Consider the following 21,946-nt stretch of genomic DNA (forward strand, 5'->3'; position numbering starts at 1 on the left):
GACATGAATATTCTACACATCAATGCCATCAACGAAGTGAAAAGCACCGGTCGGATGTGTAAAGAGCTCGCATCCGTTCATGCCTCTTACGGACACAACGTCCGAATCGCCCATGCGACCGGACCGGTGACCGAGACGAGTGTGGTGGTCGGACAGGCGTGGGAAACGAAGCGACATGCGCTCCACGCCCGTGTGACGGGGCGGCAAGGGTACACATCCAAACGGTCGACCGCTGATTTGATCGCCTTCATGGACAGCTTTCGGCCGGACGTGGTTCATCTTCATAATCTTCACGCCAATTACCTTCATCTCCAGACGTTGTTTGAGTATTTGGCGAAGCAGGACATCGCCACAGTCATGACGCTTCACGACTGTTGGCTATTCACTGGGAAATGTACTCACTATACGGCGGTCGGATGTGCGCGCTGGAAGGACGGATGTGGACAGTGCCCACTCTTAAAAGAAGACATCCCGAGCTGGTTTTTAGACCGGACCGGCGAGATGTTGGCGGACAAGCGGAAATGGTTCAACGCCATTCCACGCTTGGCAGTAGTGGGAGTGTCGGATTGGATCACGATGGAAACCCACTTCTCGATTCTGCAACACGCGTCCATCATTCGTCGCATCTACAACTGGGTCGATTTGGAGACGTTCACACCGAAAGAGGTAGCCCCACTTCGGGCACGCCTGGGGTTGACGGGACAACACATTCTTCTCGGTGTGGCGAGTCATTGGACCGAGGCGAAAGGATTGTCTGCCTTCATGGAGTTGGCCACGGCGAGACCGTCCGACCAAATCGTCTTAGTCGGACAGATGCCTGAACAACATGACTTGCCGGCGAATGTGCTTCACATTCAGGAGACACATGACCCGAGCGAATTGGCTTCTTACTATGCCGCGGCAGACGTCTTGTTGAACCTGTCAGAGGAAGAATCATTTGGAAACGTGACGGCAGAGGCACTCGCCTGTGGCACGCCAGTTCTCGTCCTCAATTCCACGGCCAGTCCGGAACTTGTGACAGAACGGACCGGTGTCGTCGTCGCCACGCGATCGGTCGAAGATGTAATGGACGGACTCGATCGTCTCCATCACGCCTCGATCTCACGAATCGCTTGTGCGAACGAAGCGCGTCAACGGTTCGACTTATTCGACCGGGCGGAGGACTACCTGCACGTATATGAGGAGCTGCAAACCGAGAAAGTGAGGAACGCTTTATGACACCACTCGTATCCATCATCATCCCCGTCTATAACGGGAGCGATTATTTACGGACATGTATCGACAGCGCCTTAGCCCAGACGCATCCTTCGATTGAAGTGATCGTCGTCAACGACGGCTCGACTGATGACGGGAAAACGGCGGCGATTGCGACAAGTTACGGCAAGAAAATTCGCTACGTGGAAAAGGAAAATGGGGGCGTCTCGAGTGCGTTGAATCGTGGGATTGAAGAAATGAACGGAGACTATTTCTCCTGGCTCAGTCACGATGACGTGTACGAACCGACAAAGATCGAACGACAGCTCGCCGCATTGCACGAGCAACATCTCCCGATGAACCAGACAATCGTCGTCACAGGGACGGCGTTCATTGACGAAAAGGGGGAGGCGATCCGACGGGTGCAACGGAAAGTGAGCGGATTCTATTCGAGTCAGGACATGTTCCGTCACTTGCTGTTGTCCTCGACTTTGAACGGATGCGCGCTCTTGATTCCGCGACGAGCGTTCGAACATCGGCGTTTTTCGTTAGAGGACCGCTTCATTCAAGACTGGATCTGCTGGGTCGAGTTGGCGCTCGATGGGTTCGACTTTTACGTGATGCGTGAGCCGCTCGTCTATTCACGGATTCACGGCGAGCAACAAAAAAAAAAAATCGCACATCGAGCCACGATGGAATCGAATCGCTATCTGAAGCGGCTACTCCAGGACGTCGAGGTGCGTGATAACGGAGAGGAATTGACCGCCATCATTCTGAAACACACGTTTAAAGAAAATGCGGCGGACGTACGGGAACAGTACTTAACGACACATGATGTGAATCGTTACTTTGGACCGCTGGAATATCGGTGGCTTCGCTGGAACGGTATCCTGTTTTCAAACCTGCTGTCTCTATATCGAGGGATGACCAATCTGATTTATCGCTAGAAAGGAGGGGTTGAGATGACGATCTATTTAGTCAATATGGCGCTGTTGGTCGGTTGGGGACTGTTGTTGATCCGTAACGAGATTCCGAGTCGCCGTGCTTGGTTCGTATCTTTCGCCACGATTCAATGGATCGTCTTGTCAGGCTTCCGAGACGTCACCGTCGGGGCAGATACCGCGCAGTACAAGGCACTCTTCCTTCAGTCGCAAACGTTGCCGCTCGGTGCGTTCACCGACCGTTTCTTTGAAATCGTCTTCACGGAGAGCGAGGACCCGGGGTTCTACCTGTTCCAACGTCTCATCCAGTACGCGATCACGGACTATCAAGTGTATCTCGTTCTCATCGCGATGATCTTCATGATTCCGCTCGGCTATTTCATCTACAAATACTCGAGCGAACCGCTCATCAGCTTCCTGCTCTTTTCGGTCCTCTTCTACGAATTCTTCGCCGTCACCGGGTTACGGCAAACGGTGGCGACCGCGCTCGTCGTGCTCGTCGGCTACCATTTCGTGCGGGCGCGGAAGTTGGGCTGGTTCCTCCTGCTCGTATGCATCGCCATGACGATTCATAAATCTTCGCTCATCTTCGTCCCGTTCTACTTTTTAGCGAACAAGCAACTGACCAAAGCGTATTTGATGACCATGTTCGGGGTCATCGTCGGATTGTTCGTCTTCCGGAATCCATTCTTCGACCTGCTCGTCCAAGTGTCTGGCTACGATACGTACAGCGCCATGGACGGCGCCGGGGCGGTCAACTTCAGTCTGATGTTGCTCTCCGTCCTCTTCGTGGCATTATGGCGAAAAGATCAAATTTTAGCGAACAATCCATCCGCCATCCATTTCTTCAATGCGCTGTTACTCGCCGCCTGTCTCTTGCCGTTGACGTTCTTGAACCCATCCATGATGAGGCTCGTCCAATACTTCTCGCTCTTCCTGCTGTTGATGATTCCGGAGATTGTCGGCACGTTCGAGCGGCGGGAACGACTCGTCGTCTATTACTCGGCGGTCATGTTGCTCGGTCTCTTGTTTATTCGCGAAGCGCCGGTGTATTCGTTCTTTTGGTAAAACGAGGAGGTGAAGCATATGTCGACACGCATGACGCTAGACGAGGCAGCCAGTAACCGCAAAATCAAGATCGGGGCGGTCATGTCCTACACGCAAATCTTTTTCGGCATCTTATCTGGTCTCATCTATACGCCGTGGATGATTCATGAGATCGGGCAGGCGAGTTACGGGTTGTATATGCTGACCATCTCTCTCATCAGTATGTTCGCGATGGACTTCGGGCTCGATGCGGCCGTCTCACGATTCATGAGCAAGTATATGGCGGAGGGGGACCACGAGCGAGCAGGACGATTTTTAGGCATCGCCTATAAACTGTTCATCGCCATCTCACTCGTCCTCTTCCTCATCCTCACCGTCGTCTACTTCTTCTTGGACTCGATTTACTCGAGTTTGACGGCGACCGAGCTCGAACAGTTGAAAGTCCTCTATGTGATCGCGGGACTGTTCATCGTCGTCTCTTTCCCGACGAAGCCATTCTCTGGCATTCTCGTATCCCATGAACAATTCCTCTTCTCGAGTGCCCTGCATCTCGCTGAGAAGGTCGGGACGGTCGCTTTGATGGTCACCGCGCTTCTTCTCGGCTATGGGTTGTATGCCCTCGTCATCGTCAATGCGCTGGTGGGCACGATCGTCTTACTCATCGAGTACGTCTTCATTCGGCGCAAGACTCTCGTCCGTGCCAACTTTCAGAATCGAGAGAAGGGGATTTATCGGGACATCTTTAGCTTCACGTCCTGGAGCACGATTACGCTCGTCGCCCAACGCTTCGTGTTGAACATTACCCCGAGTTTACTGGGGATTCTAGCGGGCAGTGCCTCGATTGCCCTCTTTTCCGTCGGGATGGTCATCGAAGGGTATGTCTGGACCATAGCGGCCTCGCTCGGTTACTTATTCCTTCCGAAAGTCAGTCGGATGTTGTCCCGAAACGATCGTGAGGCCATCGGGTACCTCTTCGTCCGCATCGGTCGGATTCAACTGTATATCGTCGGACTCATCCTCGCCTCGTTCTTCATCCTCGGTCGCGAGTTCATGCACCTATGGGTCGGACCAGACTTCACCGATTCCTACGTCATCGCACTTCTCTTGATTGCACCGAGTGTGATCACGTTGACGCAAGACATCGGCAATACGACACTCATTGCCGAGAACAAAGTGAAGTATCGGGCGTTCGCTGCCCTCATCGTGGCCGCCATCAGTATGACGCTCTCACCACTGTTGATTCCACACTTTGGTCCGATCGGTGCGGCCATCGCCATTTGTATCGGCAACATCGTCGGACTCGTCTTCTATATGAACGTGATTTACCATCGGGTCCTCGGTCTCGACATCCTCGACTTTTTCCGCAAGTGCCATCTGAAGCTCTTGCCCGGTATTCTCCTGTACACGCTCATCGGCTGGGGGATCCAGTTCTTCTTCCCGTCCTCGAACTGGTTCGGCTTCGGGGTGAAGGGAATCGTGCTCATCAGTATTTACGCCGTAATCATGTGGGGACTCGCATTTGATGAGACGGAGAAAGCCATGTTCCGCCAAGTGTTCGCTCAATTGAAACTACGCATCCTATCCATTCACCACACATCCTAGGAGGGAACAAGATGAAACGACTCAAGGTCATGACGATTGTTGGTACCAGACCCGAAATCATTCGATTGTCCGCCGTGATGGCACGTCTCGAAGCCTCCGAGGCAATCGACCATGTGCTCGTTCATACGGGACAAAACTATGATTACGAATTGAATCAAATTTTCTTTGAAGACTTCGGACTCCGGACACCGGATTATGTGTTAGACGCCTCGGCGGATGGTCCGATGGCGACGATCGGGAATATCCTCATCGCCATCGATCCCGTGCTCGCATCCGAGCGTCCGGACGCGGTCTTGCTACTCGGGGACACGAACAGCTGTCTCGCAGCCATCGCCGCAAAACGTCATCACATTCCCATCTTCCATATGGAGGCAGGGAATCGCTGTTTTGATGAACGGGTCCCGGAGGAGACGAATCGTCGCATCGTCGACCATATCGCCGACATCAATCTGACCTATAGTGACATCGCACGCGAGTATCTGCTTCGTGAAGGGTTACCGGCGGACCGCATCATCAAGACGGGGAGCCCGATGTACGAGGTGCTCCATCGTCAACGGGAGAAGATCGAGCGGTCAGACGTGCTCGAACGGCTCGACTTGGAGCGAGATGCCTATTTCGTCGTATCGGCCCATCGCGATGAAAACATCAGTGATGACGAGAACTTTTTCGATCTCGTCGACACGCTCAATGCGGTCGCGACCACGTACCAGCTCCCCCTCATCGTCAGCACTCATCCTCGGACGGCAAAACGCATTCGTGAGAGTGGGGTGCGTCTCCATCCAAACATTCGTACCCTCAAGCCGCTCGGCTTCAGTGACTACGTCCACCTGCAACTCCATGCGAAGGCCGTGTTGTCGGACAGCGGTACGATCAGTGAAGAAAGCTCGATTCTTGGAATCAAAGGGTTGAATATCCGACAAGCGCATGAGCGTCCGGAGGCGATGGAGGAAGGGGCGGCAATGATGGTTGGATTGAAGCGGGAACGGGTGCTTCAGGCGCTTCGAATCTTAGAAGAGACGGAAGGTCCGATGCGACTCGTGAACGATTATGGCATGCCGAACGTCTCCGATAAAGTGCTCCGCATCTTGTTGTCCTACACGGACTATGTGATGCGAGAAGTGTGGAAGCAACATACGGTGTCGACCGAGAAGAAAGAGGTGTGAGCTATGGATTATATGACGTTCAAACGAATTTTTGACGGGACGCTCAGCGGAGTCGCGCTCCTTCTTCTCGCACCGTTTCTGCTCCTTATCGCCCTCTCGATCAAAATCGATTCAAGGGGTCCCGTCTTTTTCAAACAGGAGCGCATCGGATTACGGGAGACACGTTTTTGGATGTATAAGTTCCGGACGATGCATCAGGACACCCCGAACGATGTCCCGACACATCTGTTTAACGACTCCACGAAACATATCACGCGCGTTGGGGCGTTTCTTCGCAAGACGAGTCTCGATGAATTGCCACAGCTCGTCAACATTTTAAAAGGCGAGATGGCCATCGTCGGACCGAGACCCGCACTGTGGAACCAGGACGACTTGGTCGAGGCTCGTCGACAAGTGGGTGCGACAGAAGCGCTGCCGGGGCTGACCGGATGGGCACAAGTGAAGGGGCGCGATGAGCTTCCGATTGAAGTGAAGGCGAAACTCGACGGGGAATACGTTCGCCAGATGAGCTTATGGTTCGATCTGCGCTGTATCGCCTTGACCGTCAGGAACGTTTTGCTCCGGGAAGGAATCGTGGAAGGGGCGCCACCACCGAGCCCGACGTCTGAAGAAAAGAAGATGATGCATGTTGCGAAAAAATGATAACGGTTTCCATTAAGTTACCAATTTAAGTGAGACCAACCGGGTAAATGATGACATACCGCTCTTCCTACATCTGAGACTAGACAGCTACGAAAGGAGCCTTCTTATGTTTTCCAATAAAACATTGCTCATCACGGGTGGGACAGGATCGTTCGGCAATGCCGTGATGGAGCGATTCCTCGATACGAACATCAAAGAGATTCGCATTTTTTCACGGGATGAGAAGAAACAAGAAGACATTCGCAATCGCTATCATCATGACAAGTTAAAATTCTACATTGGCGATGTACGGGACCCGAACAGTGTCAAAAATGCCATGTATGGGGTCGATTACGTTTTCCATGCAGCGGCACTAAAACAAGTTCCCTCGTGTGAGTTTTTCCCAATCGAAGCGGTGAAGACGAATATTCTCGGTACGGAAAATGTCTTGAATGCCGCCATCGAAGCGGGTGTGGAGAAGGTCATCTGTCTTTCGACGGATAAGGCGGCCTACCCGATCAATGCGATGGGAATCTCCAAAGCGATGATGGAAAAAGTTTTCGTCGCCAAGGCCCGTGCGGTCGGACCAGACCGGACGCTCATCTGCGGGACCCGTTACGGGAACGTGATGGCCTCGCGTGGGTCGGTCATCCCATTATTCGTGGAAAAAATCAAAAAAGGGGAGCCGCTCACCGTGACCGATCCGCTCATGACGCGTTTCTTGATGAGCTTGGCCGATGCGGTCGAACTCGTCGTCTTCGCATTCCATCATGCGCATGCCGGTGACATCATGGTCCAAAAATCACCTGCCTCGACGATCGGTGTGCTCGCGGAAGCCGTGAAACAACTGTTCGGGGTCGATCTTCCCATCAAAGTCATCGGGACTCGCCACGGCGAGAAAGCGTTCGAGACGTTGATGACCCGGGAAGAGAAAGTCGTCTCCGAGGACATGGGTGGATTCTTCCGCGTCCCGGCCGACAATCGTGACTTGAACTACGAGAAGTACTTCAGTGAAGGCAGCCAGGAGCTGACTGCTCAAGGCGAGTACAACTCGAACAATACGAGACAGCTCGATGTGGAGGAAGTGAAGGAACTCTTGTTGACGTTACCTTACATCCAGGAAGAACTCGCGAAATGGACGATTCCCGCTTCCGCGAAACGAATCGGGTGAGTGTGATGACCAGAGAACGAATCGTCTTCTTATCCAATATGGCTTCCCCGTATCAAGTGAAATTCGCTGACGCGCTCCATAAATATTTTGATACTGAGTTTTGGTTTTATAGACAAATCACGGATCAACGTCCTGATTGGTGGGTCATCCCACTTGGTAAACGCTGTCGCGTCTTGAGAGGCTCCTATTTCTCGAAAAAGACGAACTATCTGTCACTCGATGTGTTTGTCCAACTCATCCGGTTTCGACCGCATATCTTGCTACTAGCCGGCTTTACCCCGTTTCACGCAATTCTCTTAAAAATTGTCAAACTGTTCGGGGTGCGCGTCGTCGTCATGAGCGAGCCAATCCGAAACGTTCGAGGTGAGACGAGCGGTGAATCGACGTTATTGACAAGAGAAAACGGCTTGCACAAGACCACACGGATTCATCGACTGTTCAAGCGGACCGATTTGATTTTCGGAATGGGAAACGTCGCACGCGATCAATTTATCAAGGAACTAGGCTTCCCTTCCGAACGAGTCGTCTCGGCGCCCTATCCGATTGATATCGAGACGCATATGTCGCACCCATTGCGTCAGAAAGGACCAAATGACCCGATTCATCTGTTGTTTGCCAATCGCTTAATTGAACGTTATCAACCGCTCGTCGCCTTGGAGGCGTATCGAATCTTGAAAGAAGAATATCCGAACCTTTCCATGTCGCTCAATCGCGACGGACACCTCGCAGATGCGTGTCGGCGATATATCGAGGACGAGCAGTTGAAGGACGTCACGTTCCTTGACGAAATCGAGTCGTGGGAAGGATTGAATCTCGTTTACCGGAGTTCGGACATCCTCGTATTACCGGCGACCTATTCGAACGGGAACATCAGCATCATTGAAGCCTGCGCGTCCGGGATGGGGATTGTTGTCAGCCATGACGTCAACAACGTTGAGAGACATCTGCACGAAGGCATTAACTGTTACAAATGCGAACCGACGGTGGCGTCACTCGTGACCGAGCTTAAGCGGTATCTGGAACATCCTGAAAAATTGAAAGCTCACGGACAACAATCGAAAGAACTCGTGACACCGCGACTGAACGCCAGTACTGCTGCCATCTACGCCGATTTACTCCAACCACTTTATCGCAAAGGAGATTCTCACCATGCTGAAGCTGATGTTGCTCGGGGGCGCGATGCATCAAGTTCCCATCATACAAAAAGCGAAACAACAAGGGATATTCACCGTTCTCTGTGACTATCTACCGGATAATCCAGGTCGACTCGTGGCCGATCGCTATTACTGTACGAGCACGCTTGATCGGGAAGCAGTCCTCGCCATCGCGAGAGAAGAAGGCATCGATGGGATTGTCGCTTATGCCTCCGACCCGGCGGCGCGAACGGCCGCCTATGTCGGAGAAGCGCTCGGTTTAGTGACGAACTCGCTAGAAACGGTCGAAACGTTGACGAATAAAGCGAAGTTTCGAACATTCCTACAGCGACATGGCTTTGCCGTCCCGGAAGCCTTTGCGTTTACCGAACTAGAAATAGCCGTCGAAACGTTACGGAATCGAGCGGGCGAGTACATCATCAAACCGGCCGACGCCTCTGGGAGTAAAGGGGTCAACAAATGGAGTCGGGGGAACGGAATTGAGCAGCTTCGCCGCCATCTCCGATCGGCATTTACGATGTCGTTCAATCAGGAAGTGGTCGTGGAGGAGTTCATTACCCGAGACGGCTATCAACTAGCGGGTGATGGATTTGTCGTCGACGGGGAGTTAGTGTTTCGTTGTTTCGGAAACGGACATTTCAATGTGAACGGAGTCAACCCGTTTGCCCCGATTAGTGCGAGTTTTCCAAGTGTGCATCCACCTCACGTGCTCGAACAGGTACATGAGACGTTGCAACGGATGTTGACTGAAGTCGGCTTCAAACAAGGGGCGTTCAATTTTGACATCTTCGTCAAAGGAGAAGACGTTTATCTGATGGATATCGGTCCACGGAACGGAGGAAATTACATCCCACAAATCATCGAACAAGCGACAGGCGTCGACTTGGTCCAGGCGACGATTGATGTCGCACTCGGGATGCCGGTGACGCTCGAGATGAAGCCGGTGACCGTACCGTCCGCCTATTTCATCATCGGTAGTCAAGAAAAGGGTCAGTTCATGGGTGTCCATTTCGATGAGGACGCATATACGATTCGACAAGCGAACATCTATTACAACGTCGGAGATGTGGTCCCACGCTTCGAAGGGGCAAATCAAGCACTCGGTAGTTTGATTCTAGAGTTTGAAGACGTTGAGACGATGCTTCGACTCGTTGAACATCCCGAGCGATGGCTGACCTTTCACATCCAGTCAACCGAAGAAACGGAGGGAGAATCATGGACATCGTCGTCACCGGTGCGAACGGTTTTTTAGGCAGACACCTCGTTCACGCCTTAGAGCGGGCTGGGCATCTCGTCCTCCCGATCACCCGTTCGACATCATCCGTGGAACGAAGCTACTATCTGCGTCGAGCCGACGCCGTCTATCATGTGGCCGGAGTGAACCGCCCTGAACGAGTCGAAGAATTCACGACCGGAAACGTCAACTTGACCGAGGCGATTGCAATCGAATTGCTGTCCTATAATCGGGTCCCGGTCATTTTCGCCTCGTCGATTCAAGCGACTCAAGACAATCCTTACGGAAACAGTAAACGAGAAGCGGAGGACATTTTGCGGCTGTACGGTCAACGGAGCGGGGCACCGGTTCACATATATCGGCTCCCGAACCTGTTCGGCAAATGGGGGAGACCATTCTATAACAGTGCGGTCACGACGTTTTGTTATCAGATTGCACGAGGAGAGGACATCACGGTCACACATCCCAATCACGTGTTGACGCTCGCCCATGTCGATGACGTCGTCGCATCGTTTGTAGGGGCGTTGCATAAAACAGAAAGCACCGATTCAGATGTCCCGACACACCAGATCACATTATTCGACCTTGCCCGAATGATTGAATCGTTCGAAGCGGTCCGAATGGCTAGAGGGGTACCGGATGTATCAGATCCTTTTACGAAAAAGCTGTACAGCACGTACTTAAGTTACTTGCCGAAAGAACGGATGGTCACGCCTCTCTTGATGCATCAGGACGTGCGGGGATCGTTCACAGAACTGTTCAAGACGCCTGACCGTGGTCAAGTCTCCGTCAACGTGGCCAAACCCGGAATCACAAAAGGGGAGCACTGGCATGAGTCGAAACATGAACAATTCATCGTCGTCAGCGGTGAAGGCGTGATTCGGCTCCGATTGATGGACCAAGATCAGATCATCTCGTTCCATGTCAGTGAAGAACAGCTTGAAGTCATCGAGATTCCGCCAGGTTACGTCCATCATATCGAAAACACGGGCGTGAAAGATTTAGTGACGGTGATGTGGGTGAACGAGCCGTTCGATGCGAGTCAACCGGACACCTATCGAGCCACTGTCGCACAAGACGCGGAAGTCTCATAAAGGAGGGATTCATCATGGTCATGGTGAGCATCAACTGCATCACATACAATCACGAGAAGTACATCGCTCAGGCGATTGAAGGCTTTTTGTTACAGCGTACGAACTTCGAGGTCGAGATTCTGATCCATGATGACGCCTCGACGGATCGGACGGCAGACATCATCCGGGAATACGTTCAGAAATATCCTGAAAAATTCAACGTCATCTATCAGACGGAGAATCAATATTCAAAAGGCGTGTTCATCGCCCGGTTGAACGAGGAGCGGGCACGCGGCAAATACATCGCGGTTTGTGAGGGCGATGATTACTGGACCGACCCGTACAAAATACAAAAACAAGTCGACTATATGGAAGCTAATCCGGACTGTACACTTTGTTTCCACGATGCGTACGTTGAGACAGGTGGGAAGCTCCACACGAATTGGCACGTCATTCCATGGATGCCGGAAAATCGAAAGCTCGCCTCATCCGTGCCCCGTACGTATGACGCCGGAGAGTTACAGTTACTCGGGTTCGTTCCGACGATGTCCATGTTGTATGTGAACGATTTCCATGACGCCCCGCGATGGCTCGAAGAGACGCCGGCGCGAGATGCATCGATTCGCTTGTATATCACGAGCAGGGGATACGCCTAATACATGCCGGAAGTGATGAGTGTCTATCGCTACGAGGTCGAGGGGTCGGCGACGACCATTTGGAACGAAGGAGATGTCGAACGTGACGTGAAGCGACATGAGGAGTTCATTCGTTTCATCAACTTATTTGATGCCTATACCGATGGGAAATATCATCAGGAGCTGGAGTTGTCCCGGATTTCCTTTGAAGTGGGGCTCCACCGATTGAAGGGAGAGTATGATGCGTTACGTTCTACTCGGTATGACGCGTATCTGAATCGATTCGTCGGAATCGATCGAATCCGACCTTACCTGATGATCAAGCAGCCACATTTAACGGAGTGGCTGATCAAAGTACGAAACCGAGCATTCGCTTAAACGAAAGGAAAAGGGGCGATTTCACCATGAGTGGTTCAAATGTAGAAACAGATGCCATCATTCCCGTCACGCGACCGAGTATGCCGGATTTTGATACGTATGTCGAGATGATTCGTCCCCTTTGGGAATCGCGTCACTTGAGCAACCGTGGCGAGCATGTGCGGGCATTAGAAGAAGAGTTAGAGCAGCGTCTCCACGTCCCGCACGTTTCCTTATTGACGAACGGTCATTTGGCCCTCGAGACGGCGATTGATGTGCTCGGGTTGACGGGTGAGGTCATCACGACGCCGTTCACGTTCGCTTCGACGACGCATGCGCTCATCCGAAAACAAATCACCCCTGTCTTTTGTGACATCAACCCCGTCGACTATACGATTGATGTCAACAAAATCGAGGCGTTGATCACGGAAAGGACGACGGCCATCTTACCCGTTCATGTGTATGGGAACGTATGTGACGTCGAGGCGATCGAACAACTCGCGAAACGCCATGGACTCCATGTCCTCTACGATGCGGCGCACGCGTTCGGTGTCCGTCACGACGGGCGCGATGTCTCGACGTTCGGCGATCTGACGATGTTCAGCTTTCATGCGACAAAAGTGTTTCACACGATTGAGGGTGGGGCGCTCACGTTCCGGGATGCCCGTTACATCGAGGCGATTCATCAAGCCGTCAACTTTGGAATCACCGGAACAGAATCCGTCGAATCGGTCGGGGGCAACGCCAAGATGAACGAGTTTCAGGCAGCGATGGGACGTTGCAACCTCCCACGAATTGATATCGACATTGAAAAGCGGAAACGTCTGGTCGAGCGATACGATACCCGTTTAAGGGACGCTTCGTTTCTTCGCTTGAACCTCCGGAATGAACGAACCGAGTCCAACTATGCGTACTATCCGGTTCTCGTCACGCCAGGGAGAGCGGCGCGCGATGACATGATGGCATACTTAGCGCAACATGGGATTCTCGCCCGGAAGTACTTCTATCCGCTCGTGACCGATTTTTCCTGCTACTTTTTCGACGCATCCGTACCGAACGCCACATACGTCTCGGATCGGGTGATCACGTTACCTCTGTATCCGGACATGACAATGGAGATGGTTGACCGCATTTGTGACGTAATCCTTGAAGGAGGGAATGAACGATGAAAGGGATCATTCTAGCGGGTGGGAACGGGACGCGTCTCTACCCGATGACGAAAGCAGTCTCGAAACAGCTATTACCGATCTACGACAAGCCCCTCATCTATTATCCGATGTCGGTGTTGATGCTCGCCGGCATCAAAGAGATTTTATTGATTTCGACCCCGAAAGACATCTCCGGGTATGAGCGACTGTTCGGTGACGGGCATCAACTCGGAATCTCGATTACGTACCAAGTACAAGAGCGTCCGGTCGGTCTCGCGGATGCTTTCATCTTAGGAGAATCGTTCATCGGGGACGACTCCGTTTGCCTCATCTTAGGGGATAACGTCTTCTATGGTCCGAACTTGACGCGCTTTTTACAGGATGCGAAAGAGCGGCAGTCAGGCGCAACGGTGTTCGGGTATCCGGTAAAGGACCCACGGGCATTCGGTGTCGTCGAGTTCGATGCGGACCGTCGTGTCTTGTCCATCGAAGAGAAACCGGCGGTCCCCAAATCCAATTATGCGGTACCGGGGCTCTACTTTTATGACAATCAGGTCGTCGAGTTCGCGAAACAAGTAAAGCCGTCCCCGCGCGGTGAGCTTGAGATTACGTCGATCAATCAAATGTATTTAGAACGAGGCGAGTTGAACGTCGTCTTGTTCGGTCGCGGGATGGCATGGCTCGATACCGGGACGCCAGAGGGGATGATCAAAGCCTCCATCTTCGTACAGACGGTACAGGAACGGCAAGGCTATTATATCGCATGTCTGGAGGAGATTGCGTGGCGTCGTGGGTTCATCACGCGAGAGCAATTGGCCGACATCGGTCAGACGCTCAAGATGACCGATTACGGACAGTATTTGATATCGCTTCTAGAGGGAGGAGAACAGACCAATGCATACGATCCTAGTGACTGGCGGAGCCGGGTTCATCGGTTCAAATTTCATAAAACACTTTCGGGAGAAACATCCAACGTCACGAATCCTTAACGTCGACGCTTTGACCTATGCCGGCAATTTAGAGAACGTTCAAGCGTTCGAGCACGACCCGCTCTACGTGTTTCGGAAAGTAGACATCCGTGACCGTCCAGCGATTGATGAACTGTTCTCTCTCTTTGAAATTGACGAAGTCGTTCATTTTGCGGCGGAATCGCATGTCGACCGAAGTATTCTTGAGCCGGAGTTGTTCCTCTCGACGAATATCTTGGGTACACAAGTGTTGCTCGATGTGGCCATGCGGCATTGGAAACGGTACCCGGATGACAAATACAGTCAAGACTATCGAGACAATGTCTGTTTCGTCCATGTCTCGACGGATGAGGTATACGGGTCGCTAGGGGAGTCAGGGTTCTTTACAGAAGAGACCCCCCTCGCCCCGAACAGTCCTTATTCTGCCTCGAAGGCCGGGTCTGATTTGCTCGTTCGTTCCTATCATAAGACGTACGGCTTACCGATTAAGATCACCCGTTGCAGCAACAATTATGGTCCGTATCAATTCCCCGAGAAACTGATTCCGCTCATGGTGCACCATTGTATGACCGATCAACTACTCCCAGTATATGGGGACGGAGGACATATCCGAGATTGGTTACATGTACAGGACCACTGTGAAGCGATTGATCTCGTTCGGCAAAAGGGACAGGTCGGAGAAGTCTATAACATCGGCGGACATAACGAGAAGACGAACCTCGAGCTCGTCCGAACGATTTTACAGGCTTTTGACTTACCCGATGACCGCATCCAATTCGTGACGGATCGCCCTGGTCACGACCGTCGTTATGCCATTGACGCGACGAAAATGAAAGACGAACTCGGGTGGGTGCCACGCTACAGTTTTGAACATGGAATCAAAGAGACGATTGAATGGTACCGATCACATCCGGAATGGGTCGAGCGCATCGTTTCGGGAGCGTACAAAACCTATTATCAAGACATGTACTCTTCCTAAATCGGAGCCGTTCTATCATCTCGGGAAAGGAGGGAATCGACATGGTGATGGTCAGCATCGACTGCATCACGTATAACCACGAACCGTACATCGCCAAAACGATTGAAGGATTTTTGATGCAGGAATCAGATTTTGAATTTGAAATCCTCATTCATGAGGATGCCTCAACGGATCGGACGGCAGACATCGTGCGTAAGTATGAAGAACAGCACCCAAACCTCATTCGGGTCATCTATCAAACGGAAAACCAATATTCTCAAGGTGTGCTGGTGAATCTGTTGAACGAAGAGAGGGCGCGTGGCAAGTACATCGCGCTTTGTGACGGGGATGACTATTGGACCGACCCACGTAAATTGCAGAAACAAGTCGACTATATGGAAGCCCACCCGGACTGTACACTCTGTTTTCATGATGCGTATGTCGAAACGGACGACACACTCCATACCGGATGGCACGTCATCCCGTGGATGCCTGAAAACAGAAAGTATGCCTCGACGGAGCCGCGGACCTATCATGCCGGGGAGTTACAGCTACTCGGCTTCATTCCAACGATGTCCATGCTGTACCGAAATGGACTGACAGACCATCTGTTAGATTGGATCGGCGATACGCCAGCATTCGATGGGGCGCTCAAATTGCACGTCGCAAGCCAAGGCTACGCCTACTATATGCCTGAGGTAATGAGCGTATACCGCTACGGTGTGTCTGGATCGGTCACAACCGAGTGGAGTCAGACAGACAGGGAGTGCGACATCGAACGGTTCGAGGCGTTCATCCGAATGATGGATGCTTTCGATTCCTATACGGACGGCAGGTTTCATCAAGAAATCGAAATCTCTCGTTTATCGTTCGAGGTCGGCTTACATCGTCTCAGACGAGATTTTCAAGCGCTGAAGTCACCCCGGTATGACCGATATGTGGAGCGTTTCGTAGGTAGAGAGCGACTACGTCCCTACTTGATGGTACGACATCCGGTGTTGACCGAATGGTTGATTCGCATGCGCTCGTTCCAGCTGGGCTAAGGAAGGTGGCTCAAATGAAATTAGGGATTATGCAGCCTTATTACTTCCCATACCTCGGATATATTCAATTGATGAACGCGGTGGACCAGTTTGTCATCTTGGACCATGTGCAATTTACGAAACGAGGATGGATTCATCGAAACCGAATTTTGGTCGAGGGACACATCAAACCGATCCATCTGAAAATCGATCATATGACACAGCATCGTACGATCCGTGAGCATGAGCGGATTCTCGATCCGGTTCATGAGACCTATCAACTGCGCTTATTGCATCATGCGTATCAGCACGCACCAAGTTATGCCGACGTCATGCCGATGGTGGAACGAATAAAAAAAAACGAGGAACGCAATGTCGCCACTTACCTAGAGACGTTATTGACGGAAGTGCGTGATTATCTCGAGATGGATACGGAGTTATTGGTCGCCTCCTCGCTCGACTACGACAAGTCGCTGAAGTGTGAACAATTGGTACTCGAGATTTGTCATCATTTGCGTACATCGCATTACATCAATGCGATTGGAGGACAGGAGCTTTATGATAAACAGCGTTTCGCGGAATCCGGGGTGCCGCTTGATTTTATCCAGATGGATGCGGTGGAATATGCTCAATTTGGTCATCCGTTCACGCCCAACTTGTCCATCATCGATGTCTTGATGTTCAATTCGAAGACGAAAATGCGTGAACTACTCGATGCCTATACGCTCGTCTAATGGGGCGAGATAGATGCCGCAACAATTAGGGGAAAGGGGACGAACACGTTGAATACATCATTTGAATGGACCAATCGACGTCTTTTCTTCAGCCCTCAACGAGACGCATCACTCGACTGGATGGATGCGTTCGCACAAGGACCTTGTGTGTTGGAACGCGATACCTATTTACGAATCTACTTCAGTTGTCGACCGAAACCGATCGATGGACGATACGTCAGTCACAGCGGGTATGTGGATGTCGCAAAAGAGGATTTCTCGATTCTTCGAGTGAGTGAACGACCGATACTGGAGCTCGGTGCACGTGGGACGTTCGACGAGTTTGGTGTCTATCCGTTCTCGGCGATTGAGGTTGGGGATGAGGTGCACGCCTATTACGGGGGCTGGACGCGTACTGTGTCCGTTCCGTTTAATGTGAATATCGGAAAAGCCATCAGTCGAGACGGCGGACGTTCGTTTGAGCGTGTCGGTCCAGGACCGATCCTATCGTATACACTCGATGAACCGTTCATCTTGAGCGGTCCGAAGATTCGGCGTTTCCATGACACGTGGGTCTTGTTCTATATCGCCGGACGAGAGTGGGTCATGGATGGCGAACGTCCTGAACCGGTGTATAAGATTCGGCTGGCCACGTCGAAGGACGGGGTCACTTGGGTGAAGGCGGGACGCGATTTGATCGAAAGCGTACTTCCGAATGAAGCGCAGGCTAGTCCAGACGTCTTTTATGAGGATGGGCGCTATCATATGTTTTTCTGTTACCGAGATGCGACCGATTATCGGAAGAATCCAGAGCGGACTTATCGAATCGGATATGCCTCTTCTCCGGATTTCCTCCACTGGACGCGTGACGATTCGGTCATGAGATTCTCGCGGACAGAATCGGGATTCGATGACGAGATGGTCGCCTACCCCCACACGTTCACGTTGAACGGGAAACGGTATTTACTCTATTTGGGGAATGAAGTCGGACGAGAAGGATTCGGCATCGCGGAGCGCAAGGAGGGAGCGAGATGAAGTGGAAAAAACTCGGACACATCTTCGACCCGGCGCCGTATGGATTTTTCGGGGAGTATTCCTCGTTCGCCCAGTCCCCTCAGGCGCTCGTCTTCGGAGATTTTGTGCGCATCTATTTCTCGACCCGTGAACCGGACGGTGACATGTTCAAGAGCCACGTCCGATATGTGGACATGACACGTGATTTCAACGTCATCGACGTGTCCACAGATGAGATCATCCCACTTGGAAAACGGGGGACATTCGACGAACACGGGATCTTCCCATTCCACGTCACGCGGACGCGTGATGGGCTTTATGGCTATACGAGTGGCTGGAGCCGTCGAGACTCTGTGTCGGTCGAAACGGGGATTGGTCTCACTGTCAGTCGGAACGAGGGAGAGACGTTCGAACGGCTCGGCGACGGACCGATATTATCGGCGAGCATCGAGGAACCGTTTCTCGTCGGCGACCCCTTTGTGGTCACACGGGAACAATACTATATGTATTACATTTACGGGACGACATGGAAAGAGGGTCCGGATGGCGTCCAGGAAAGGACCTATAAGATTGCGCTCGCCACGTCAGAAGATGGACAGACGTTCAAGCGTCACGGAAGAATCGTTTCGGATACAATCGCGGACGAGAGTCAGGCGCTTCCGACCGTGTTCGAAGCGGACGGACGCTACCATATGATTTTTTGTTTTTTTTACACCTTTGGCTTTCGGACCGACCCGTTACGCGGATATCGATTAGGTTACGCCTATTCGGAAAATCTGTTGGACTGGACGCGTGATGATTCGGCACTCGGATTCGAACGAAGTTCCGACGGATGGGATGCGGACATGGAATGTTACCCGCACGTCTTCGAGTGGGACGGTCGGCACTACCTCCTTTATAACGGGAACGAGTTTGGGCGACATGGATTTGGTGTCGCTGTCTTGGAGGATGTATGATGACTCGCGACCAAGGGACGGTCTCTGACTATGTGGCGCATCTTGAGGCGTGTGATCATCTGTTCCCGACCAAGCTGTCGGAGCGGGTAGAGTTAGAGCCATACGCTTTGAAACTGCACGAACGGGCGACGTCGTATGAAATCTGGAACGACGGGCGTCTCGTCGGGCTAATCGCAGCTTACATGGATACGGACATCGTTTTCATCAGCCATATTTGCGTGTTGCCGGAAGCACCGTCCGGTAGTGGGCACGCCTTACTGGAAGCATTATGCGAAGAAGCGATCCAGACGAACAAATGGAAGATTCACTTGCACGTCGAGGCAACGAACGAACGGGCGATTGCCTTCTACATGCGACACGGCTTCAGCGAGCTCGACCGAATCGATGATGTGCTCGTCATGGAGAGTATATTATGAAACGCATCTCTCTCGTATTTTAGAATAAGAAAGTTAAATACAAACCGAAGCTGATCCTCGTCCATCGTACGAGGATTTTTTGATGTTTTTTTGAAACTGATAAGCTTTATCGAATACGACAAAAAAAAAAAGCGCCTGACCGAGGTCAAACACTTTTCTTGAGCTCTCGTTTCCGGTCGCGTTGTACTTTCCAAATCACCGATCCAACGATGATCAGAATTGGCGCGATGACCCATGGACGGGCTTCGAGAATCGAGACGAGTTCAAAAATGGAGAGCCATCCGCTCACCATGATCAAGACTAGCAAAAAGGTTTTCAGTCCCCCCCGGACAAAAAACCAAAAATAAACGAACAATGTCACTAAGAAGAAAGCGATTAAGCCCATGCGGTTTGTCCTTTCACCCATCATTTTGACTCATTATAGCAAAGAACATCGAGAGAGTGTTAGAAGCTTCACTTCTTCGGCGTGTTTCGGTACGCTTATAAAAGATGATTGAAGGAGGAACTGATGTGAAATTTGGAATTATTGGTTTAGGATACGTTGGATTGGCTACACTTTGTGGTTTGGCAAAAGCCGGTCATCACGTCATCGGGGTTGAAGCGGACGAAGAGAAGCTACGTCTTCTCATGAGTGGACACCCGCCATTCCATGAACCAGGCATGGCAGAGGTGTTGCAAGAGCACGCCGACCAGATCACCCTGACAAGCCGAATCGCGGATACGGAGCAGGTCGACTATTTGATTCTTGCGGTCGGGACACCGAGCAAGTCGGATGGAAGCTGTGACTTATCTTATATCGAAGCAGTCTTGTCGGAACTAAACACGAAGCATAAAATCGTCATTCGTAGCTCGGTCCCGCCCGGCACGACAGACTTACTGAACATCATGTATCCCTCTCATACGTTTGCGATCGTACCGGAATTTTTACAAGAAGGACGCGCGCTCGCAGATGTCATGAAACCACACCGTGTCGTCATCGGGTGTGTAAACCTCGAAGTCGCAGAAGAGTTGGCAGGAATCTACGGACGCCTTGGCGTTCCGCTCATCTGTACGACACCGATCAATGCAGAACTCATCAAATACGCCTCGAACGCCTTTTTGGCCACGAAAATCAGCTTCATGAACGACTTGTCGCGTCTAGCCGATCAAGCTGGCGCTGACATTTCGACGATTGCGGACGGGATGGGACTCGATCCGCGAATTGGGCGTTCGTTCTTGAACGCGGGCATCGGGTACGGAGGTTCGTGCTTCCCGAAAGACATGAACGCACTCCTACACGTCGCGAGTGAAAACGAGATCGACCTACGTGTCATCCGGGCGGCGACGAAAGTGAATGAGACGCAAATCGAGTACGTGCTCTCAAAATTGAACGTTGAACCGAACATGCGCGTGGCTATCCTTGGTTTGGCATTCAAACCAGGAACAGACGATATGCGAGATGCCCCATCGATTCTACTCGCTCACCACATGGTGGCCCGTAACGTGGACGTCATCGGGTATGATCCGATTGCGACGTGGGACTATCCACAAGCGACGACGGTCGAAGAGGCGCTGAAGGGAGCCGATTATGCCATTTTCGTCACAGAATGGGATGAGATCGTGAACTTGGCACCGGATGCTTTCAACGGCATGCGCCAGCGTCGATTGATCGATGCACGAAACGCATGGAAGTTTGCACGCGATCCGGGCGATGTGTCATACGAAGGAATCGGACGGATGCAACGTCCGTCGAACACACCGACTTCAAACTAAAACTGTTCAGGACCGCTCATATAGGCGGTCCTGTTTTTGCGAGACGTGTATCTTTTGTAGCAGTCATGACGTATAAAAAGGAGAGGAGGCGAGGCATATGTGGATTCTCATTCTAGCAGCAGGAATCGTCATCGGGTTAGGCTTCGCGGTTGACAGGCTCGGTTGGTATCACTTGATCTCTGGATATAATACGATGTCGAAAGAAAAACAGGAGCGGGTCGACATCAAAAAAGTGGCGCGACTGATTGCCTGGATGTGTTACGGGATTGGTGCACTTTTTCTCATCATTGCACTTATCGAACTGTCTAGTTGGAACGTCCCGCTCGAACCGTTCTTTCTCGTCCTGATGGTATTCATTGTCGGGATGCTCTGGCGGATGCAACGCTATGACGGTAACATCTACGATGGAGCGGGGCGCTTGAGACCAGAAGGGAAAAAACGTCTCATTCCGATCATCATTGTCTCTGTCGTCTTACTCGTCGGTGTGCCGGCGCTTATGTTTTGGTTCAGTCAACCGACTGAGGTGACCGTGACGGATGAAGCGATTGTGATTGAAGGCAGTTATGGTCGTGAGGTCTCGTTTGATGAAGTGGCAGACGTGACATGGACGACATTGCCGGATATCGCGCGTCGAACGAACGGAGCAGATACGGGAACACGTCTGACCGGACATTTTCGGACGGAAACAGGGGAGGATGTACTCCTCTTTATCGACCGCGATGTCGAACCGGTGATCCGACTCGATTGGTAAAAAAAAACAATCTATCTCAATCAGTCTTCGGTTAAAGAAACGAGGCAGTTATATGA

At 51.8% G+C, this 21,946-nt stretch carries 21 protein-coding genes and 1 pseudogene; 21 read left to right on the forward strand and 1 reads right to left on the reverse strand.

Translation table 11 applies throughout. From position 1 onward, the window contains the following. The first annotated feature begins 3 nt into the window (after positions 1–3). The 19 genes and pseudogenes from BBB58_RS05030 to BBB58_RS05120 all read left to right on the forward strand — a co-directional run bounded on the left by BBB58_RS05030 (position 4) and on the right by BBB58_RS05120 (position 19,387). Positions 4–1,218, forward strand: a complete 1,215-nt coding sequence (locus tag BBB58_RS05030) for a glycosyltransferase (protein WP_074035897.1) — start codon at positions 4–6, stop codon at positions 1,216–1,218. Beyond that, complete coding sequence (locus tag BBB58_RS05035; RefSeq protein ID WP_074035899.1) at positions 1,215–2,141, forward strand: glycosyltransferase family 2 protein; 927 nt, start codon at positions 1,215–1,217, stop codon at positions 2,139–2,141. The genes BBB58_RS05030 and BBB58_RS05035 overlap by 4 nt, the downstream gene beginning before the upstream one ends. Before the next feature lie 15 nt (positions 2,142–2,156). Further along, entirely contained in the window at positions 2,157–3,203 is a 1,047-nt protein-coding gene (locus BBB58_RS05040) for an EpsG family protein (RefSeq protein ID WP_074035901.1), read from the forward strand. 18 nt (positions 3,204–3,221) lie between these two features. Further along, positions 3,222–4,784, forward strand: coding sequence for an oligosaccharide flippase family protein (locus tag BBB58_RS05045; RefSeq protein ID WP_074035903.1), 1,563 nt, complete (start codon positions 3,222–3,224; stop codon positions 4,782–4,784). Positions 4,785–4,795: 11 nt separating this feature from the next. Further along, positions 4,796–5,947 carry a non-hydrolyzing UDP-N-acetylglucosamine 2-epimerase gene (gene wecB / locus BBB58_RS05050; RefSeq protein ID WP_074035905.1) on the forward strand — a complete coding sequence of 384 codons (1,152 nt, stop codon included), beginning with the start codon at positions 4,796–4,798 and terminating at the stop codon, positions 5,945–5,947. A 3-nt stretch (positions 5,948–5,950) separates the two neighbouring features. Continuing rightward, a complete protein-coding gene (locus tag BBB58_RS05055) occupies positions 5,951–6,589 on the forward strand; it encodes a sugar transferase (RefSeq protein WP_074035907.1) in 639 nt (212 codons plus the stop codon). 106 nt (positions 6,590–6,695) lie between these two features. Beyond that, a complete protein-coding gene (locus BBB58_RS05060; RefSeq protein ID WP_074035909.1) occupies positions 6,696–7,739 on the forward strand; it encodes a polysaccharide biosynthesis protein in 1,044 nt (347 codons plus the stop codon). Next, on the forward strand, positions 7,703–8,980 hold the full coding sequence (locus BBB58_RS05065; RefSeq protein WP_074035912.1) for a glycosyltransferase family 4 protein: 1,278 nt from the start codon (positions 7,703–7,705) through the stop codon (positions 8,978–8,980). The genes BBB58_RS05060 and BBB58_RS05065 overlap by 37 nt, the downstream gene beginning before the upstream one ends. Continuing rightward, complete coding sequence (locus tag BBB58_RS05070) at positions 8,889–10,145, forward strand: ATP-grasp domain-containing protein (protein ID WP_244150676.1); 1,257 nt, start codon at positions 8,889–8,891, stop codon at positions 10,143–10,145. Before BBB58_RS05065 ends, BBB58_RS05070 begins: the two co-directional genes overlap by 92 nt. After that, the gene (locus BBB58_RS05075) at positions 10,109–11,221 is read left to right on the forward strand and encodes a polysaccharide biosynthesis C-terminal domain-containing protein (protein WP_074035914.1); all 1,113 of its coding nucleotides are present in this window, start codon (positions 10,109–10,111) and stop codon (positions 11,219–11,221) included. The genes BBB58_RS05070 and BBB58_RS05075 overlap by 37 nt, the downstream gene beginning before the upstream one ends. Before the next feature lie 14 nt (positions 11,222–11,235). Then, positions 11,236–12,213: pseudogene (locus tag BBB58_RS15655) on the forward strand (glycosyltransferase family 2 protein). Positions 12,214–12,239: 26 nt separating this feature from the next. Continuing rightward, entirely contained in the window at positions 12,240–13,361 is a 1,122-nt protein-coding gene (locus BBB58_RS05085; RefSeq protein ID WP_074035916.1) for a DegT/DnrJ/EryC1/StrS family aminotransferase, read from the forward strand. Further along, a complete protein-coding gene (gene rfbA / locus BBB58_RS05090; RefSeq protein WP_074035918.1) occupies positions 13,358–14,329 on the forward strand; it encodes a glucose-1-phosphate thymidylyltransferase RfbA in 972 nt (323 codons plus the stop codon). The genes BBB58_RS05085 and rfbA overlap by 4 nt, the downstream gene beginning before the upstream one ends. Continuing rightward, the gene (rfbB, locus tag BBB58_RS05095; RefSeq protein WP_074037881.1) at positions 14,235–15,287 is read left to right on the forward strand and encodes a dTDP-glucose 4,6-dehydratase; all 1,053 of its coding nucleotides are present in this window, start codon (positions 14,235–14,237) and stop codon (positions 15,285–15,287) included. The genes rfbA and rfbB overlap by 95 nt, the downstream gene beginning before the upstream one ends. A 41-nt stretch (positions 15,288–15,328) precedes the next feature. Then, positions 15,329–16,309: a glycosyltransferase family 2 protein gene (locus BBB58_RS05100; protein ID WP_074035919.1), complete on the forward strand. Its 981-nt coding sequence runs from the start codon at positions 15,329–15,331 to the stop codon at positions 16,307–16,309. Positions 16,310–16,323: 14 nt separating this feature from the next. Beyond that, positions 16,324–17,022: a WbqC family protein gene (locus BBB58_RS05105; RefSeq protein ID WP_074035920.1), complete on the forward strand. Its 699-nt coding sequence runs from the start codon at positions 16,324–16,326 to the stop codon at positions 17,020–17,022. Positions 17,023–17,070: 48 nt separating this feature from the next. Beyond that, the gene (locus BBB58_RS05110) at positions 17,071–18,036 is read left to right on the forward strand and encodes a glycoside hydrolase family protein (RefSeq protein ID WP_074035922.1); all 966 of its coding nucleotides are present in this window, start codon (positions 17,071–17,073) and stop codon (positions 18,034–18,036) included. After that, entirely contained in the window at positions 18,033–18,971 is a 939-nt protein-coding gene (locus tag BBB58_RS05115; RefSeq protein ID WP_074035924.1) for a glycoside hydrolase family protein, read from the forward strand. Before BBB58_RS05110 ends, BBB58_RS05115 begins: the two co-directional genes overlap by 4 nt. After that, positions 18,971–19,387, forward strand: a complete 417-nt coding sequence (locus BBB58_RS05120) for a GNAT family N-acetyltransferase (protein WP_084543037.1) — start codon at positions 18,971–18,973, stop codon at positions 19,385–19,387. Before BBB58_RS05115 ends, BBB58_RS05120 begins: the two co-directional genes overlap by 1 nt. 145 nt (positions 19,388–19,532) lie before the next feature. Here BBB58_RS05120 and BBB58_RS15145 read toward each other — a convergent pair whose 3' ends face one another. Then, positions 19,533–19,694 (reverse strand): hypothetical protein, encoded by a 162-nt coding sequence (locus BBB58_RS15145; RefSeq protein WP_167365515.1) that lies wholly within the window; start codon positions 19,692–19,694, stop codon positions 19,533–19,535. Positions 19,695–19,897: 203 nt separating this feature from the next. Here BBB58_RS15145 and BBB58_RS05130 point away from each other — a divergent pair, with 203 nt between their 5' ends. Continuing rightward, complete coding sequence (locus BBB58_RS05130) at positions 19,898–21,139, forward strand: UDP-glucose dehydrogenase family protein (RefSeq protein WP_074035928.1); 1,242 nt, start codon at positions 19,898–19,900, stop codon at positions 21,137–21,139. A gap of 97 nt (positions 21,140–21,236) precedes the next feature. Then, on the forward strand, positions 21,237–21,890 hold the full coding sequence (locus BBB58_RS05135) for a DUF3784 domain-containing protein (protein WP_244150679.1): 654 nt from the start codon (positions 21,237–21,239) through the stop codon (positions 21,888–21,890). Positions 21,891–21,946 lie beyond the last annotated feature (56 nt).

The sequence above is a fragment of the Exiguobacterium profundum genome, assembly GCF_001909285.1.
Classification (GTDB): domain Bacteria; phylum Bacillota; class Bacilli; order Exiguobacteriales; family Exiguobacteriaceae; genus Exiguobacterium; species Exiguobacterium profundum.